Below are 16,573 nucleotides of genomic sequence, written 5' to 3'. Positions count from 1 at the left end.
CCGCACGTCCCGCGAGCCGTATGCCAGGAGGTCGAGGTCCCCAGCAGATGAATGCCGTCTCACCGATCTGCCTCATCGACCTCGCCCCCGCTCTGCGCTGGAGCAAGTCCGCCGACGTGGCCGACGTCCTGAGGCACGCCCGCCTGGTCGACGGCTGGTGGCGCTCCCTCCCGCTGCCCCGCGTCCTCGACATCGCCGGGCCGACCTGGCTGGCCCACTGCCTGGCCCGGCTGGCCGTCGAGCAGTGGGACCACCTGGCGCTCGACGAGTTCCTGCCGACGCTGCGGGCGCTGGCGGTGGACATGGACGAGATCGCCGAGCCGGTGCGCGGCTCCGTGCTGGCCACGGCCGGCGGCTGGGACCAGCTCGTCACGGCCTCGCCCGCGGCGATGCGCGACTGGGGCCATCCCGACAACTGCGGCGTCCTCGAAGTGGTCAGCATGGTGACGTGGCGGGCCGTGCACCCGTTCACCAGGGACTGCGCCGGCGGCCCCTCGCCCTCCCCGGCCCTGATGGTCGAGGCCGTGCGCACCATCGCCAACTGGATGCCCGCCTCGGCGCCCGAGCACGTGCACAGCGCGCTGGCCTACCTCACCAACGCCACCGGGGCCGGCGACGCCGAAAGCGTCGACGACGGCCCGCAGCAGAGCCCCGCGACCCGCGCCATCCGCACGCTGCGCGCCCTGCGCGCGCAGCGCGACGAGGAGGCCGCCGAGGAGCCGGCGCCCGCGAGCAGCACCCCGCCGCCGAGCCCCCCGCCCACCCCGTCGCTGGCAGAGAGCCTGACCCGGCGTCCGCGCAGCAACTCGCTGCTGGGCCCCAACCGCACCCTGCGCCGGCCGGCCTTCGGCCCGCCCAAGGCGCTGCGGACCGAAACCCCCGACGACGACGCGCCCCCCGCCGAGGCCCCGGCCGGGCTCGGCGAGCACCCGCTCATCGACCTGCTGGACCAGTTGTTCCGTTCCTGGGGCGATCTGGAGCGCGCCGTCGCCGCCGAGCGGCTGTTCGCCGCCGACCCGGTGAGCATCCGCGTGCTGTCGGACCAGCTGAGGGTGGACATCGGCGAGATCCGCAACGCCCAGCGCACCGTCGAGGAGCAGCTGCTGCAGTGGCTGGGGTCGCCGGCGGGTGCGCCGGTCACCCAGCACCTGCGCGACATCTCCGAGCAGCTCGGCGCGGCCACCACGATCGACCACCTGATCAGCGCGCACCCCGACCACCCCGTGGAGGTCCCGTCCCTGGCGACGCCGCTGTGGCGGGTCGTCATCACCCTGTTCACCGACCGCCGGCTGCACAACGGCTGGCTGGTCGCCGCCGAACCCCACCAGCTGCGCTGGCAGACCCGGCAGCTCGTGACGGGCGGTCCCAGCATCACCGAGGCCGGCATCCGGCTGGGCAAGCTCGGGATCCGTCCGCAGGCGCTGCGCGCCTGGCTGCTGAGCACGCCGGGGGTGAGCGTGCGCGACGGCTACGTGGTGGTGGACGAGTCGGTGGCGATGGAGGCCCCGGAGCAGACCGCGGCCTTCGCCGCGGGGCACGCCATGCTGCCGCAGGACTCGCCCGGCTCGACCACGGCCAACGGCCTGCCGATCCGGCGCCGGCCCGCCGTGGCGCAGCCGCGCCAGGAGCCGCGGCTCGACGTCACGACGTCGGCCCGCTGCTTCCGCGCTCCCGACGGCCGCTGGTGGCACCGCGTCGACGTCACGGCCGACCACCTCAACGGCGCCCCGGTCACCGTCCCGCCCGGCTACGCCACCCACCTGGGGCTGCAGCCGGGGCGGTTGCTGTGCCTGACCGCGCCGGGCGCCGACCTGCTGGTCCTGGTCTGGCGCGACCAGCCGGCGTTCGACTCGCTGCGGCCGCTGCTGCGCCGGCTGTCGGCCCAGCCGGGCGACCGCGTGTTCATCACCGTCAACGGCGACCGGCTCGACGCGCGCCGGCTGCCGTCGGCCGACCTCACCGACCACGGCCCGACCAGCAAGGCGCTGCACCTGATCGGCTACACCGCCCCGGCCTCCACCGAGGAGGCGCTGGAGATCATCGCGCGGCGCATCAGCGAGGACACCGACGGCGCCCCGACCGACCCGACCCGCCTGCTGGACCTGCTCACCAAGCGCGGCGACACCGACATCGTCAACGAACTGCGCCCGACCCTCTACGCGGCGCACTAGCGGGGGCCTCCACCGGGGGTGCCGGACTCGCCGGGCGCCCGATTCGGTTGCCCCGGTGGGGACGGATGCCGGATACTCCCGTGGCCGCGGCGAAGGCCGCGCACGGACATGGACGGACGGGGTTTGACGGAGCAAGAGCGCACGCGAGGACGGCGGGTCAGGGCCGACGGCCGGGGCCGGGCGGTCCTGGCCTACATCGAGGACGAGCGGGACGGGCGCCCGTGGGCGCGCCAGGTGGAGACCGCGGGAACCGACCCCGCCGGGCTGGTCCTGGAGCTGCTGCCGGGGTGGATCGTGTCCGGCACCGTGGAGCTGGGCGAGGGACTGGTGAAGCGCGGCGGCCGCCTGATGCGCCACGCGCACACGATGCGGCGCGACCTCGTGGCCGACCCGCCGCACCCCGGATGGGCCGGATCGGCTCCCGGGCCCGGGACGCGGATCACCGCCTGCGACCGCCGCGCCGAGGAGATCTTCCCCGCGTGGCGGGCCGCATTCCCTCCCGGCCATCCCGACCACCATTCCTGCGGCGACGAGGAGGCCCTGACCGGAAAGCTCGCCCCGTTGCTGGCCGGCCGGGTGCTGGGCCCGCTGCTGCCGTGCAGCGCGCTGGCGGTCGACGCCCGCGATCGGGTGGTGGCCGGGGTCCTGGTCAACGACAACGGCGGGCTGCCCTGGGTCGGCGAGCTCTTCCGCCGCCCCGGCCCCGCCCACGCCGGCCTGGGGGCGCTGCTCCTGCGCCGTGCACTGGCGCGTGCGGCGGCCGACGGGCTCGCGGCGCTGCACCTCGTCGTCAGCGACGGCAACCCGGCGCGCCGGCTCTACGACCACCTCGGCTTCCGGCCCATCCGGACCTCCATGACCGTGGCCGTGCCGGAGGACTCCTCCGGCGGCCGGGCCCCGGCCGCCGCCCCCTGAGGGAGCGCGAAACGCAGTGGGGGGCCGCCCGGTACCGGGCGGCCCCCCACGTGCTCGAACGTCCGATGGTCAGACGTTGAAGCCCAGCATGCGGAGCTGGTCGCGGCCGTCATCGGTGATCTTGTCCGGGCCCCACGGCGGCATCCAGACCCAGTTGATCTTGACCTCGCGGCCGAACTCGTCCAGGGCGCTGGTGGCCTGGTCCTCGATGACGTCGGTCAGCGGGCAGGCCGCGCTGGTCAGCGTCATGTCCAGGGTGATGATCCCGTCATCGACGTTGACGCCGTAGAGCAGGCCCAGGTCGACCACGTTGACCCCGAGCTCGGGGTCGATGACGTCCTTCAACGCCTCGCTGATCTCCTCGAGCAGGGCCTCGCCGCTCTGCCCGGCGGGCTCGGCCGCGGCCGGAGCCGTCTGGTTCTCGGTCATGAGGCGCTCTCCTTCTCGGTATCGAGCGACTGCACGGTCGCGTCCTTCCACGCCATCCAGGCGAGCAGGGCGCACTTGATACGGGCAGGGTATTGCGACACGCCGACGAAGGCCACCGCGTCCTCCAGGACGTCCTCGTCGGGCTCGCCCTGGCCCTTGGACTGCATGAGCGAGGTGAACTCCTCCAGCACCCGCAGGCCTTCGTCCACGGTCTTGCCGGTCAGCAGGTCGGTCAGCACCGAGGCGCTGGCCTGGCTGATCGAGCACCCCATGCTGTCGTAGGAGATGTCGCTGACCGTGGCGCCGCCGTTGAGGACCGCGCCGTCGCCGGAATCCCCCGGGGTCAGCGTCACCCGCAACGTCACCTCGTCGCCGCAGGTGGGGTTGATGTGGTGCGCCTCGGCGTTGTACGGGTCCCGCAACCCCTTGTTGTGGGGGTTGCGGTAGTGGTCCAGGATGATCTCCTGGTACATCGTGTCCAGCTTCATCTGCGCGTGCCCTTCTCGCCCTTCCCTCGTCAGTCTCGGACGGTGCCGAAGAAGCGCTGCGCCGCCCGGATGCCCTCGACCAGGGCGTCGATGTCGGCCAGGGAGTTGTACAGGTAGAACGACGCGCGTGTGGTGGCCACCGTCTTGAAGCACCGGTGCAGCGGCCAGGCGCAGTGGTGGCCCACGCGCACCGCCACGCCGCGGTCGTCGAGCACCTGCCCGACGTCGTGCGGGTGGATGTCGTCCACGACGAACGACAGCGCCCCGCCCCGCGCCTCCGGGGTCTGCGGACCGATGATCCGCACCCCCTCGATGGCGCCGACGTGCTTGAGCGCGTACTCGGTGAGCGCGTGCTCGTGCGCGGCGACGTTGTCCATGCCCACGGCGGCGAGGTAGTCGCACGCCGCGGCCAGGCCGACCGCCTGCGGGGCCATCGGCACGCCGGCCTCGAACCGCTGCGGCGGGTCGGCCCAGGTGGAGTACTCCATGTGCACCACGCCGATCATGGACCCGCCGGTGATGAACGGCGGCATGGCCGCGAGCAGCTCCGGACGCCCCCACAGCACGCCGATGCCGTTGGGCCCGAGCATCTTGTGCCCGGAGAACACCAGGAAGTCGGCGTCGAGCACGCCCACGTCCACCGACATGTGCGGCACCGACTGCGCGCCGTCCAGCAGCACCAGGGCCCCGACCTCGCGGGCCCGCCGGGCGATCGTGGCGACCGGGTTGACGGTGCCCAGCACGTTGGACTGGTGGGCCAGCGCGACGATCCTGGTGCGCTCGTTGACCAGGTCGTCGAGGTCGGACAGGTCGAGCCGGCCCTCCTGGTCCACCCGGAACCAGCGCAGCGTCGCCCCGGTCCGCTGGCACAGCTGCTGCCAGGGCACCAGGTTGGCGTGGTGCTCCATCTCGGTGACGACCACCTCGTCACCCGGGCCGACGCGGAACCGCTCGTGCTCGGGGCCCGCGGTGGCGGCGTTGCTCATGGCATAGGCGACCAGGTTGATCGCCTCGGTGGCGTTCTTGGTGAAGACCACCTCGTCGGAGGCCGCGCCGATGAAGGACGCGATCGTGGCGCGCGCGCCCTCGTAGGCGTCGGTGGCCTCTTCGGCGAGCTGGTGCGCGCCCCGGTGCACCGCGGCGTTGTGGCGTTCGTAGAACCCCCGCTCGGCGTCGAGGACCTGCCGGGGCTTCTGCGAGGTCGCCCCGGAGTCGAGGTAGACCAGGGGGCGCTCGTCGCGGACGGTCCGGGCCAGGATCGGGAAATCGGCCCGGATCTCGTCCACGTCGAGCAGCCCGGCGAGCGCGCTGTCGGTCACTTGGAAGCGCCCGCCTTCGCGAACCGCTCGTAGCCCTCGGACTCCAGCACGTCGGCCAGCTCGGCGCCGCCGGACTCGGCGATGCGGCCGCCGGCGAAGACGTGCACGAAGTCGGGCTGCACGTACTGCAGGATCCGGGTGTAGTGGGTGATCAGCATGACGCCGACCTCGCCGGTGGCGCGGGCCCGGTTGATGCCCTCGGAGACGACCTTCAGGGCGTCGACGTCGAGGCCGGAGTCGGTCTCGTCGAGGACGGCCACCTTCGGCTTGAGCAGCTCCAACTGCAGGATCTCGTGGCGCTTCTTCTCACCGCCGGAGAAGCCCTCGTTGACGCCGCGGGAGGCGAAGGAGGAGTCGATCGAGAGGCTGCCCATGGTGCCCTGCAGCTCCTTGGAGAAGGCGCGCAGCTTCGGGGCCTCGCCGCGCACCGCGGTGACCGCGCTGCGCAGGAAGTTGGACATGGACACACCGGGGACCTCGACCGGGTACTGCATGGCGAGGAACAGGCCGGCGCGGGCACGCTCGTCGACGCCCATCTCCAGGACGTTCTCGCCGTCGAGCAGCACCTCGCCTTCGGTGATCTCGTACTTGGGGTGGCCGGCGACGGCGTAGGCCAGGGTGGACTTGCCGGAGCCGTTGGGGCCCATGATCGCGTGGGTCTCACCGGAGTTGACGGTGAGGTCGACGCCCTTGAGGATCTCCTGGCGCTCCTCGGCGCCGATGAGGACGTCGGCGCGCAGTCCGCGAATCTCAAACTTCGTCATCAGTCTCTTCGCCTTAAGAGTTCTTCGTGTCCAGCGAGACGAGCACGTCGTCGCCGTCGATCTTCACAACATAGGTGGGTACCGGCTGCGTCGCCGGCGGGTTGATCGGCTTGCCCGAGCCGAGGTCGAAGCACGATCCGTGCAGCCAGCACTCGATCGTGCCGTCCTCGACCTCGCCCTCGGACAGGTTCACCTCGGCGTGGGAGCAGATGTCGCTGATCGCGTACACCTCGCCCTCGCTGCGCACCAGCGCCACCGGGGTGTCGTCGATCTCGACGCCGAGCGCCCCCTCTTCGGGGATGTCACCGAGCGCGCAGACCTTGACGAACGAATCAGCCATCGAGCCCCTGCTCCTGCAGCTTCTCCTCGACCTCGTCCATGATCCGCTCGCGCAGCTCCGGGACCTCGATCCGGTTGATGAGCTCGGCGAAGAAGCCGCGGATCACCAGGCGGCGGGCCTCGTCGGCGGGGATGCCGCGCGACTGGAGGTAGAAGAGGTGGATGTCGTCGAGCCGGCCGCTGGCGCTGGCGTGCCCGGCGCCCTCGACCTCGCCGGTGAAGATCTCCAGGTTCGGCACGGAGTCGACCCGGGTGTTGTCGGTGAGGACGAGGTTGCGGTTGTGCTCGTAGGAGTCGGTGCCCTCGGTGCCCTCGCCGATGATCACGTCACCGATCCAGACCGCGTGGGCGTCGTCGCCGCTCAGAGCGCCCTTGTACTCCACCCGGCTGCGGGTCTTGGAGACGTTGTGGTCGATCAGGGAGCGGTGCTCGTGGTGCTGGCCGGGGCCGGTGAAGTACAGGCCGTGCAGCTCGGCGTCGCCGCCGGGGCCGGTGTAGCCGACCTTCGGCGAGAGCCGGACGAGGTCGCCGCCGAGGGTGACCACGAAGCTCCTGAAGCGGGCGTCGCGGCCGACCTTGGTGTAGTGGTGCGACACCTGGGTGGCGTCGCGCTCCCAGTCCTGCAGGCTGATCACGGTGAGCCGGGCGCCGTCCTCGACGACGAACTCGACGTTGTCGGCGTAGACGGAGCTGCCGGCGTACTCCAGGACGACGGTGGCCGAGGAGTGGCGCTCGGCGCGCACCAGGACGTGGCCGTAGGCGTCGCCCCGCTCGACACCGGTGGTCCGGACGAAGACCGGCGCCGAGGCCTCGGTCTCCTTGGGCACCGTGACGACCGTGGCCTGAGCGAAGGCGCTGTAGGCCAGGGCGCTGACCCGGTCGGTGGGCAGGAACGACGTGCCCAGGCGGGCGTCGCCGCGGTCCACCGTCTCGACGGTGACCTCGGCCGGGGCCTCGGTTTCGACCTTGACCACGCCGTCGGCGATGTTGCGGCCGTCGTGCAGCCCGCGCAGGCGGCGCAGCGGGGTGAACCGCCACTCCTCCTCGCGGCCGCCCGGCACCGGGAAGTCGTCCACATCGAACGACCCGTGCACGTCGAGCTTGGAGATGGGAATCTCCCCGGCCCCGTGGCTGTGGGCCTTGGTCTCAATGTTGGGGCTGGCCATCCTTAACCAACCGCTCCTTCCATCTGCAGCTCGATGAGCCGGTTCAGCTCCAGCGCGTACTCCATGGGCAGCTCGCGCGCGATGGGCTCGACGAACCCGCGCACGATCATCGCCATGGCCTCGTCCTCGTCGAGGCCGCGGCTCATCAGGTAGAAGAGCTGGTCCTCGCTCACCTTGGAGACCGTGGCCTCGTGGCCCATCTCAACGTCGTCCTCGCGGATGTCGTTGTAGGGGTAGGTGTCGGACCGGCTCTCGGTGTCGATCAGCAGGGCGTCGCACTTGACCGTGGACTTGGAGTGGCTCGCGCCCTCCTGGACCTGGACCAGGCCGCGGTAGGAGGCGCGGCCGCCACCGCGGGCCACCGACTTGGACACGATGGTCGAGGAGGTGTTGGGCGCGCAGTGCACCATCTTGGAACCGGTGTCCTGGTGCTGGCCCTCGCCGGCGAACGCGATCGACAGCGTCTCGCCCTTGGCGTGCTCGCCCATGAGGTAGACGGCCGGGTACTTCATCGTCACCTGGGAGCCGATGTTGCCGTCGATCCACTCCATGGTGGCGCCCTCGTAGGCGACGGCGCGCTTGGTCACCAGGTTGAAGACGTTGTTCGACCAGTTCTGGATGGTCGTGTAGCGGCAGCGGGCGTTCTTCTTGACGATGATCTCCACGACCGCGGAGTGCAGCGAGTCCGACTTGTAGATCGGAGCGGTGCAGCCCTCGACGTAGTGCACGTAGGCGCCCTCGTCGACGATGATCAGCGTCCGCTCGAACTGGCCCATGTTCTCGGTGTTGATCCGGAAGTAGGCCTGCAGCGGGATCTCGACGTGCACGTTCGGCGGCACGTAGATGAAGGAGCCACCGCTCCACACGGCGGTGTTCAGCGCGGAGAACTTGTTGTCGCCGGCCGGGATGACCGTGCCGAAGTACTCCTTGAAGATCTCCGGGTGCTCCTTGAGAGCGGTGTCGGTGTCGAGGAAGAGGACCCCCTGCGCCTCCAGGTCCTCGCGGATCTGGTGGTAGACGACCTCGGACTCGTACTGCGCGGCGACACCGGCGACCAGGCGCTGCTTCTCCGCTTCGGGGATGCCCAGCTTGTCGTAGGTGTTCTTGATGTCCTCGGGCAGGTCCTCCCAGGAGGCGGCCTGCTGCTCCGTGGAGCGCACGAAGTACTTGATGTTGTCGAAGTCGATCTTGGAGAGGTCTGCACCCCATGCGGGCAGCGGCTTCTTGCCGAACAGCTTGAGTGCCTTCAGCCGCAGGTCGCGCATCCAGTCCGGCTCGTTCTTCTTGCCGGAGATGTCGCGGACGACCTCCTCGTTCAAGCCGCGGCGCGCGGCGGCGCCGGCCGCGTCGGAGTCGGCCCAGCCGTACTCATAGGTGCCGAGCCCTTCGAGCTCGGGGTGCGCGATAGACGTCATTACGCGGATCCTCCTGGACTCAGACGTCCTTCTTGCCTGTCATGGTGCTGCTTGTCGCGGTACTGCTTGTCGCGGTGCCGGGCGTCCCGGTGCCGCTCACCGCGGCGCGGCCCGCCCTCACTCGGGAGAGGGCCGGCCCCGGGGCCCGCCGGATTGATGTCGCGGGGGCTGACGTGGGTCGTGCAGACACCGTCGCCGTGGGCAATGGTGGCCAGCCGGCGCACCGGAGTGTCCAGCAGCCGCGCGAACGCCTCGACCTCGGCGTCGCACAGCTCGGGGAACTCCGCCGCGACGTGGGCCACCGGGCAGTGGTGCTGGCACAACTGCTCGCCGCCGCCGGGGGCCGGCGCCTCTCCGGCCGAGGCGGCGTAGCCGTCGGAGGACAGCGCCTCGGCCAGCAGCCGGACCCGCTGCTGCGGCGGGACCTCGGCGAGCCGCGGACGGTAACGGCGTTCGAGGTCGGCCACCTGGCGGCGGGCGAACTCGGTGACCGCCGCCGGCCCGGCCTTCTCGGCGAGAAAGCGCAGGGCGCTGGAGGCGAGGTCGTCGTAACCGTGCACGAACGCGTCGCGGCCGGCCTCGGTGATGGCGAAGACGCGGGCGGGGCGGCCTCTGCCCCGCCGCCCCTGCGGCCGGGCGTCACGCGCCTCGACCATGCCCTCGACCATCAGGTTGTCAAGGTGGCGGCGGATCGCCGCCGGCGTCAGCCCGAGGCGTTCACCCAGCGTGGACGCCGTGATCGGACCGTGTTCGAGAATGAGCCGCGCCACCCGTGCCCGGGTGCCGGTCTCGGCTCCGAGCTCGGGACCTGCGGGCGTCCGCGACGCGCCGGTCGCGGCGGTCCCGTCTGCCCGCGGATCGTGGCTCATGTTTTTCACAACATCAGTGTGGCGTAAATAAGTCCCTCTGAGCAAACCGTGACGCATGCCATACATCACCCAGGCAAGCCTTGCCTAACAGGCACTTCGGCGGCCGGCGGCCGCGATCGCGCTCCGGAGCCGGCGGACCCATGCGGGAAATCGACCACATCCCGGGACGGGAATCCCACATTCCGACACGCCCGGCGCCCCGCCCCGCGGAAGCGACCCGGTGCGCCGGGGCTGCGACGTCGGCCTACACTTTGCGGCATGGACACAGCCGCGGTCGAGGTAACCGACTTGGTCAAGCGCTACGGCGGCACCACCGCCGTGGCCGGCCTGTCGTTCGCCGCGCCCCGCGGCGCCGTGACCGCACTGCTCGGACCCAACGGCGCGGGCAAGACCTCGACGATCGAGATCTGCGAGGGGTTCCGCCGCGCCGACTCCGGCCGCGTCCGCGTCCTCGGCCTGGACCCGGCGGCCGACGCCCGCGCGCTCAAGCCCAGGGTCGGCGTGATGCTGCAGGCCGGCGGGGTGCCCACCGGCGCGCGCGCCGGCGAGTGGCTGCGGCTCATGGCCGCCTTCCACGCCGACCCCGTCCCGCCGCAGGAGCTGCTGGAGCGGTTGGGGCTGCTCTCCGCGGCGCGGACGCCGTTCCGCCGACTGTCCGGCGGGCAGCAGCAGCGGCTGTCGCTGGCCGCGGCCGTGATCGGCCGCCCCGAACTGGTCTTCCTGGACGAGCCGACCGCCGGCCTGGACCCCCAGGCCCGCATGGCCGCCTGGGAGCTCGTCGGCGAACTGCGCGACGCCGGTGTGGGGGTGGTGCTGACCACCCACCACATGGAGGAGGCCGAGCGGCTCGCCGACCACGTGGTCATCGTCGACCACGGCCGGGTGGTCGCCGACGGCAGCACCGCCGACCTCACCGACGCGCGGCAGGAGCTGCGCTTCCGCGCCGATCCGGGCCTGGACACCGCGAGCCTGCTGCGGGCGCTGCCCGGCGAGTGCGACGTCGAGGAGCTCCCCGGCGGCCAGTACGTGGCCGTGAGCGCCGACCCCGCCGGGCTGGGGCCGGGATTCCTGGCCACGGTCACCACCTGGTGCGCGGCCAACGGCGTCCTGCCCGAGGACCTGCGCGTACAGCGGCGCACCCTCGAAGACGTCTTCCTCGAACTCACCGGCCGGGACCTCCGCGAATCATGACCGATCACGCCAGGAACAGCTCTTCCAGCCCGCGCTCCCGCGCGCCCTCCGGCCCGCCGTCGCAGGCGTCCCCGGCCCGGCGCCCGGCCTCCGGCGCGTTCTCGCCCAACCCCGGCGCGGCGCCGCTGCCGCGCATGGTGCTGGCGCAGGCGGGGATGGAGCTGCGCGTGATGCTGCGCAACGGCGAGCAGCTACTGCTGACCATGGTCATCCCGGTGCTGCTGCTGGTCGGGTTCAGCGTCACCTCGCTGCTCGACCTGGGAGACGGCACGCGGGTGGACTTCCTCGCCCCCGGCATCATCGCGCTGGCGGTGATGTCCACGGCGTTCACCGGCCAGGCGATCGGCACCGGCTTCGAACGGCGCTACGGCGTGCTCAAGCGGCTGGGCGCCACGCCCCTGTCGCGGCTGGGCCTGCTGGGCGCGAAGACGCTGGCCGTGCTGGCCGTGCAGGCGCTGCAGATCGCGGTGCTCGCGGGCGTGGCGCTCGCCCTGGGCTGGTCGCCCGCGGGGGGCGCGGCGGGCGCGGCCCAGGCCGCGGTCCTGGTGCTGCTGGCCACGGCGGCGTTCAGCTCGCTCGCCCTGCTGATGGCCGGGACCCTGCGCGCCGAGGCGACGCTGGCGGCGGCCAACCTGGTCTACGTGGTGCTGCTGGGCCTGGGCGGCGTGGTCTTCCCCGTCGACCGCTACCCCGAGGCCGCGCAACCGGTCCTGGCGGCCCTGCCGATCACCGCACTGGCCGACGGCCTGCGCGCCGTCCTGACCGACGGCGCCGGTCCGCCCCTGCTCTCCCTCACCGTCCTCGCCGCCTGGGCCGCCGTCGCGGCCGCCCTGGCGAGCCGCTTCTTCCGCTGGGAGTAGGGCGCCGGGCCCACCCCTTCTCGCCGATCTTGATCTTGAGTTTCAACCTCGGTCCCGGGACGGAGTGGGCGCGTGGGCGGGCACCCTCCACCTCGACCCCAGGGAGTCGTGAAGGCCGGCCCCAGGAGGGACGGCGCGCGGGTGGGCGATTCTCTCGCGTGGCCGAAGGCCCGTGGACGCAAAATCGCCCTCACGCGCGCGAAGCGCACGCCGCCTGCGTGGGCACAGGCCGACACCCCGGTTTCGGCCCGGCGCCCGAGGTGGCGGTGTGCGTTCAGTCTTTGGGCGGGGGTTCAAACTCCTGTGGCCGGTGTCTCACGCCCTCGGTGGCCGAGGCGGGCGGGCACGGCGGCCCGCGCCCTCACCGCGCACCGAAACCCCGGTCGCGTCCTGGCGCCCACGCAGGCGGCGTGGGCGGCGCGGCGCCGGTGCGATCCCTTTGGGGGCCTTCGGCCACGCGAGAGGATCGCCCGGCCACCGCGGATCCCACCTTCGGCTGAGGCTTCACGCCCCCGATGGTCGAGGTTGAAACTCACGTTGACCTTGTGGGGCCTGAAAGCGTCAAGTAACGCCCACAAGGCCAAGACCGGCGAGGGAACCACCGCAAAACGGGCACTTGTGCGCCCGCCCGGACCCGCCGCCGCCCTCATCGCTGCTTTTCCCGCGCAGACCACCCGCCGTCCGGCAGCCGACAAGGCCGCACAGCAGACCATGGCGGCCCGACCGGACCGCTAACCTCGGTGCGATGGAGTCTCTCGGTGTGCCATGGGTGAACCTGGTCCGCGACCTGGGGCCGTCCGCGGTGGTCCTGGCGATCGGGCTCGTCCTCGTGCTGGCCCTGCGGCCGCGCCGGCGGGCGCTGATCACGGGCGGGCTGGTGCTGCAGGCGCTCGCCGCCGCGCTGCCGTTCCTGTGGCTGGCGGTGCAGGTCGGCACGGGCTTTGCCACCGAATCCGTCGCCGGACTGGTCATGCTCCTGGCGCAGCCGGCGGTGGCGGCCGCCGGCTGGCTGGCGCTGCTGCTCGCCGCGGTCCGCAACGGCCGCGACGCCGGGGCGCGGGCGGCCTCCGCCGCCGTCGACTCCCCCGCAGCCGGAGCCTCGGCCGAGGCCGCCCCGACCTCCGGCACCGCGCACCGGTAGGCGACCACCGACACCAATGGCGCCGGTCAGCTCCCCAGGGTCGCGACCATGACGGCCTTGATCGTATGCATGCGGTTCTCCGCCTGGTCGAAGACGATCGAGGCCTCGGACTCGAAGACCTCGTCGGTGACCTCCAGTTCCGCCATGCCGGTCCTGGCGTGGATCTCCTCGCCGATCCCGGTGTCGCGGTCGTGGAAGGCCGGCAGGCAGTGCAGGAACTTCACGGCCGGGTTGCCGGTGGCCGCCATCGCCTCGGCGTTGACCTGGTAGGGCCTGAGCAGTTCGATGCGCCGGTCCCACGTCTCGGCCGGCTCGCCCATCGACACCCACACGTCGGTGTAGACGAAGTCGACGTCGCGAAGGCCTTCGGCGACGTCGTCGGTGAAGGCGATCCTGCCTCCGGTCCTCTCGGCCAGGGCGCGGGCCGGCCCGGCCACCGCCTCCTCGTCGGGCCACAGCTCCTTGGGCGCGACCATGCGCACGTCGGTGCCCAGCATCGCACCGGTCACGGTCAGCGAGTGGCCGAGGTTGTTGCGGGCGTCGCCCATGTAGGCGAGCTTGACCTCGCTCAGCGGCTTGTCGGTGTGCTCGGTGATGGTGAGGAAGTCGGCCAGCATCTGGGTGGGGTGCCACTCGTCGGTGAGGCCGTTCCACACCGGGACGCCCGCGTGCGCGGCGAGCTCCTCGACCAGGGCCTGCCGCGACCCCCGGTACTCGATGCCGTCGAACATCCGGCCCAGGACCCTGGCGGTGTCCTTGATGGATTCCTTGTGGCCGATCTGCGAGCCCGACGGGTCCAGGTAGGTGACGTGCGCGCCCTGGTCGTGTGCCGCGACCTCGAACGCGCACCGGGTGCGGGTGGAGGTCTTCTCGAAGATCAGGGCGATGTTCCTGCCCTTGAGGCGCTGCCGCTCGGTGCCCGCGTACTTGGCGGCCTTGAGCTCGGCCGAGAGTTTGAGCAGGAACGCGAATTCCTGCGGGGTGAAGTCGAGCTCTTTCACGAAACTGCGGTTGCGCAGGTTGAAGGCCATCGCGGCGGGTCCCTCCAGCGTCCCTCGAAGTGTGCGGCCCGCCGGGCGGGCCGGGCCGGGGCGGTCGGCGAACGGTGCAGCGGGTGGCGCCGGACCCCCACCTGGAAGAATATACACATCTCCGAATAGAAATTCGAGAGAGTCAGGCGTCCCGCTCGATCGGGCAGGTCATGCAGTGCGGTCCACCCCGTCCGCGGCCGAGCTCGCTGCCGCGGACGGTGATGACCTCGATCCCGTTCTTGCGCAGGTAGGTGTTCGAGGTGACGTTGCGCTCGTAGGAGAGGACCACGCCGGGCTCGACGGCGAAGACGTTGCACCCGTCGTCCCACTGCTCGCGCTCGGAGGAGAACACGTCCTGCGTCGGCGTGAGGACCTTGATGTCGTCGAGGCCGGCCGCGGCGGCGATCGCCCCGTGCATGTCCTCGGGCGCGTGGTCGGTGACCTTGAGCTCCTTCTCGTTGTCACCGGGCTCGATCGTGTAGGACGGGAGCATGCCCAGGCCCGCGTACTTGGTGAAGACGCCGTGGTCGACATTGGTCATGACGGTGTCCAGGTGCATCACCGCGCGCGCCTTGGGCATCCAGATGCCCAGGATGCGTTCGGCGCCGCCCCGGGCGAACAGCTCGTGCGCGAGCAGCTCGACGGACTGGGACTGGGTGCGCTCGCTCAGGCCGATGACGACCGAGCCGTTGCCGATCGGCATGACGTCGCCGCCCTCGATGGTGGCCGGCGCCCAGGCCCGGCCCGGCGCCCAGACCTGGAAGTCGGCTTGGGCGAACAGCGGATGCCACTTGTAGACGGCCTCGTAGTGCGTCGTCTCGCGCATGCGCGCCTTCTTGCGCATGGCGTTGATGGACACCCCTCCGTAGATCCAGCACGAGGTGTCGCGGGTGAAGATGTGGTTGGGCAGCGGGGTCAGCACGAAGCCGTCCAGGGGCAGGGTGTGGAACCAGACCGACTTCGGCTCCTCCATCCGCTCCAGGATTTCGCGCTTGGTGATGCCGCCGATGAGGAACCTGCGCAGCGTCTCCGGGTCCATGGCGTCGAAGGTGCTGCGGATCGCGTCGATGGCCAGCGTGCCGTAGAAGCGCTCGTTGAGCACCTGGTCGAGGATGTAGGACCTGGCCTCGGGAATGTCCAGCACGTCCTGCAGGAGCTCGTGGAAGACGTGCACCTCGGCGCCGCGGTCGCGCAACTGGTCGGCGAACGCGTCGTGCTCCTCGCGGGCGCGGCGCACCCACAGGACGTCGTCGAAGAGCAGGGCCTCCCTGTTGGACGGGGTGAGCCGTTTGAGCTCCAGGTCGGGCCGGTGCACGATGACCTGCCGAAGCCGGCCGACCTCGGACTTGACGGAAAAGGCCATGGTCCCTCGCTCTTTCTCGGTTCCCCTACGAGTTTCTCTCAGCGTTCCCCGCGGCGCCCCCTCCGGATGCGGATAATCCGTGGCGATCCGTTTCGGGCGGTTCATAGGATGATTGGTTGTGATCGCCAACTCCGCCGCGGGTGAGTCCCGGCTTCCGTTCCGGTTCCGACCGATCAGCGCCGCCGCACTGACGCGCGCGGCCGGGGAGACGATCCCGCCGACCTGGCTGGTCCTCATCGGCATCCTGTCGGTGCAGCTCGGCGCGGGCATCGCCAAGAACCTGTTCGGCGTGCTGCCGCCCAGCGCCGTGGTGTGGCTGCGGCTGCTCACCTCGGCGATCGTGCTGGTGGTGCTCGCCCGGCCGGCACTGCGCGGCCGGACCCGCGCCGACTGGCTGGTGGTGGTCGGGTTCGGGCTGTCGCTGGCCACCATGAACTACGCGATCTACCAGTCGTTCGCGCGCATCCCCCTGGGGATCGCGGTCACCATCGAGTTCCTGGGCCCGCTGGCGGTGGCGGTCGCCGGTTCGCGCCGCAGGGTCGACCTGCTGTGGGTGGCGCTGGCCGCGACCGGCGTGCTGCTGCTGGGCCGCGGCAACGGCGAGGTCACCTTCGCGGGCGTGGCGTTCGCACTGCTCGCAGCGGTGGCCTGGGCCGGCTACATCCTGCTCAGCGCGGCCACCGGGCAGCGCTTCTCCGGAACCTCGGGGCTGGCGATCGCCAGCGTTGTGGGCGTCTTCCTGATGGCCCCGGCCGGCATCGCCGAGGGCGGGACGGCCCTGCTGGATCCCCGGCTGCTGCTGATCGGCCTGGCCGTGGGCCTGCTGTCGTCGGTGGTCCCCTACACGCTGGAGATGCAGGCGCTGCGCCGGATGCCCCCGCGGGTGTTCGGCATCCTGATGAGCCTGGAACCGGCGGCGGCCGCCCTGATCGGCATGCTGCTGCTGAGCGAGTTCCTGTCGGCCTGGCAGTGGTTGGCGGTGGCATGCGTCGTCGCCGCGAGCGTGGGGGCGACCCGGACGCCACCGGAGCGGACCAAACGAACCAGGCGCCGGCGGAGGAACCGGCCGGAGCAGCCGGAACAGGACTGACCAGGGCGATCGCCAAGACGCT

General features: G+C 71.6%; 16 protein-coding genes. 6 read left to right on the top strand and 10 right to left on the bottom strand.

The window, feature by feature from the left end; all coding sequences use genetic code 11:
* The first annotated feature begins 47 nt into the window (after positions 1-47).
* On the top strand, positions 48-2,171 hold the full coding sequence (locus HDA32_RS08900) for a hypothetical protein (protein ID WP_179642739.1): 2,124 nt from the start codon (positions 48-50) through the stop codon (positions 2,169-2,171).
* A 123-nt stretch (positions 2,172-2,294) separates the two neighbouring features.
* Positions 2,295-3,086, top strand: coding sequence for a GNAT family N-acetyltransferase (locus HDA32_RS08895; protein WP_218882378.1), 792 nt, complete (start codon positions 2,295-2,297; stop codon positions 3,084-3,086).
* Positions 3,087-3,155: 69 nt separating this feature from the next.
* On the opposite strand, the gene HDA32_RS08890 is transcribed toward HDA32_RS08895, so the two are convergent.
* Genes HDA32_RS08890 through HDA32_RS08855 form a run of 8 tightly spaced genes read right to left on the bottom strand, consistent with a single transcriptional unit; the run spans position 3,156 to position 9,875 of the window.
* The gene (locus HDA32_RS08890; RefSeq protein ID WP_179642737.1) at positions 3,156-3,515 is read right to left on the bottom strand and encodes a metal-sulfur cluster assembly factor; all 360 of its coding nucleotides are present in this window, start codon (positions 3,513-3,515) and stop codon (positions 3,156-3,158) included.
* Positions 3,512-4,003, bottom strand: a complete 492-nt coding sequence (sufU, locus tag HDA32_RS08885) for a Fe-S cluster assembly sulfur transfer protein SufU (protein WP_179642736.1) — start codon at positions 4,001-4,003, stop codon at positions 3,512-3,514. Before sufU ends, HDA32_RS08890 begins: the two co-directional genes overlap by 4 nt.
* Before the next feature lie 29 nt (positions 4,004-4,032).
* Positions 4,033-5,322: a cysteine desulfurase gene (locus tag HDA32_RS08880; RefSeq protein WP_179642735.1), complete on the bottom strand. Its 1,290-nt coding sequence runs from the start codon at positions 5,320-5,322 to the stop codon at positions 4,033-4,035.
* The gene (gene sufC, locus HDA32_RS08875) at positions 5,319-6,086 is read right to left on the bottom strand and encodes a Fe-S cluster assembly ATPase SufC (RefSeq protein ID WP_179642734.1); all 768 of its coding nucleotides are present in this window, start codon (positions 6,084-6,086) and stop codon (positions 5,319-5,321) included. Before sufC ends, HDA32_RS08880 begins: the two co-directional genes overlap by 4 nt.
* Before the next feature lie 13 nt (positions 6,087-6,099).
* On the bottom strand, positions 6,100-6,426 hold the full coding sequence (locus HDA32_RS08870; protein ID WP_179642733.1) for a non-heme iron oxygenase ferredoxin subunit: 327 nt from the start codon (positions 6,424-6,426) through the stop codon (positions 6,100-6,102).
* A complete protein-coding gene (gene sufD, locus HDA32_RS08865) occupies positions 6,419-7,591 on the bottom strand; it encodes a Fe-S cluster assembly protein SufD (protein WP_179642732.1) in 1,173 nt (390 codons plus the stop codon). Before sufD ends, HDA32_RS08870 begins: the two co-directional genes overlap by 8 nt.
* Positions 7,592-7,593: 2 nt before the next feature.
* Positions 7,594-9,006: a Fe-S cluster assembly protein SufB gene (sufB, locus tag HDA32_RS08860; protein WP_179642731.1), complete on the bottom strand. Its 1,413-nt coding sequence runs from the start codon at positions 9,004-9,006 to the stop codon at positions 7,594-7,596.
* A complete protein-coding gene (locus HDA32_RS08855) occupies positions 9,006-9,875 on the bottom strand; it encodes a helix-turn-helix transcriptional regulator (protein WP_179642730.1) in 870 nt (289 codons plus the stop codon). The genes sufB and HDA32_RS08855 overlap by 1 nt, the downstream gene beginning before the upstream one ends.
* A 258-nt stretch (positions 9,876-10,133) precedes the next feature.
* Here HDA32_RS08855 and HDA32_RS08850 point away from each other — a divergent pair, with 258 nt between their 5' ends.
* The 3 genes from HDA32_RS08850 (at position 10,134) to HDA32_RS08840 (ending at position 13,067) form a co-directional block, all read left to right on the top strand.
* Positions 10,134-11,066: an ABC transporter ATP-binding protein gene (locus tag HDA32_RS08850; RefSeq protein WP_179642729.1), complete on the top strand. Its 933-nt coding sequence runs from the start codon at positions 10,134-10,136 to the stop codon at positions 11,064-11,066.
* Entirely contained in the window at positions 11,063-11,926 is an 864-nt protein-coding gene (locus tag HDA32_RS08845) for an ABC transporter permease (RefSeq protein WP_179642728.1), read from the top strand. Before HDA32_RS08850 ends, HDA32_RS08845 begins: the two co-directional genes overlap by 4 nt.
* 745 nt (positions 11,927-12,671) lie before the next feature.
* Positions 12,672-13,067 carry a hypothetical protein gene (locus HDA32_RS08840; protein WP_179642727.1) on the top strand — a complete coding sequence of 132 codons (396 nt, stop codon included), beginning with the start codon at positions 12,672-12,674 and terminating at the stop codon, positions 13,065-13,067.
* Between the two features lie 26 nt (positions 13,068-13,093).
* Here HDA32_RS08840 and argF read toward each other — a convergent pair whose 3' ends face one another.
* Both argF and HDA32_RS08830 read right to left on the bottom strand, forming a co-directional pair.
* Positions 13,094-14,098, bottom strand: coding sequence for an ornithine carbamoyltransferase (gene argF, locus HDA32_RS08835; protein ID WP_179642726.1), 1,005 nt, complete (start codon positions 14,096-14,098; stop codon positions 13,094-13,096).
* 142 nt (positions 14,099-14,240) lie between these two features.
* Positions 14,241-15,461, bottom strand: coding sequence for an arginine deiminase (locus HDA32_RS08830; protein ID WP_179642725.1), 1,221 nt, complete (start codon positions 15,459-15,461; stop codon positions 14,241-14,243).
* Positions 15,462-15,579: 118 nt separating this feature from the next.
* On the opposite strand from HDA32_RS08830, the gene HDA32_RS08825 reads away from it, so the two are divergent.
* Complete coding sequence (locus HDA32_RS08825; protein WP_376766945.1) at positions 15,580-16,551, top strand: EamA family transporter; 972 nt, start codon at positions 15,580-15,582, stop codon at positions 16,549-16,551.
* Positions 16,552-16,573 lie beyond the last annotated feature (22 nt).

Source organism: Spinactinospora alkalitolerans (assembly GCF_013408795.1).
In the GTDB taxonomy this organism is placed as follows: domain Bacteria; phylum Actinomycetota; class Actinomycetes; order Streptosporangiales; family Streptosporangiaceae; genus Spinactinospora; species Spinactinospora alkalitolerans.
This window is presented reverse-complemented; position numbering and strand designations above follow the sequence as displayed.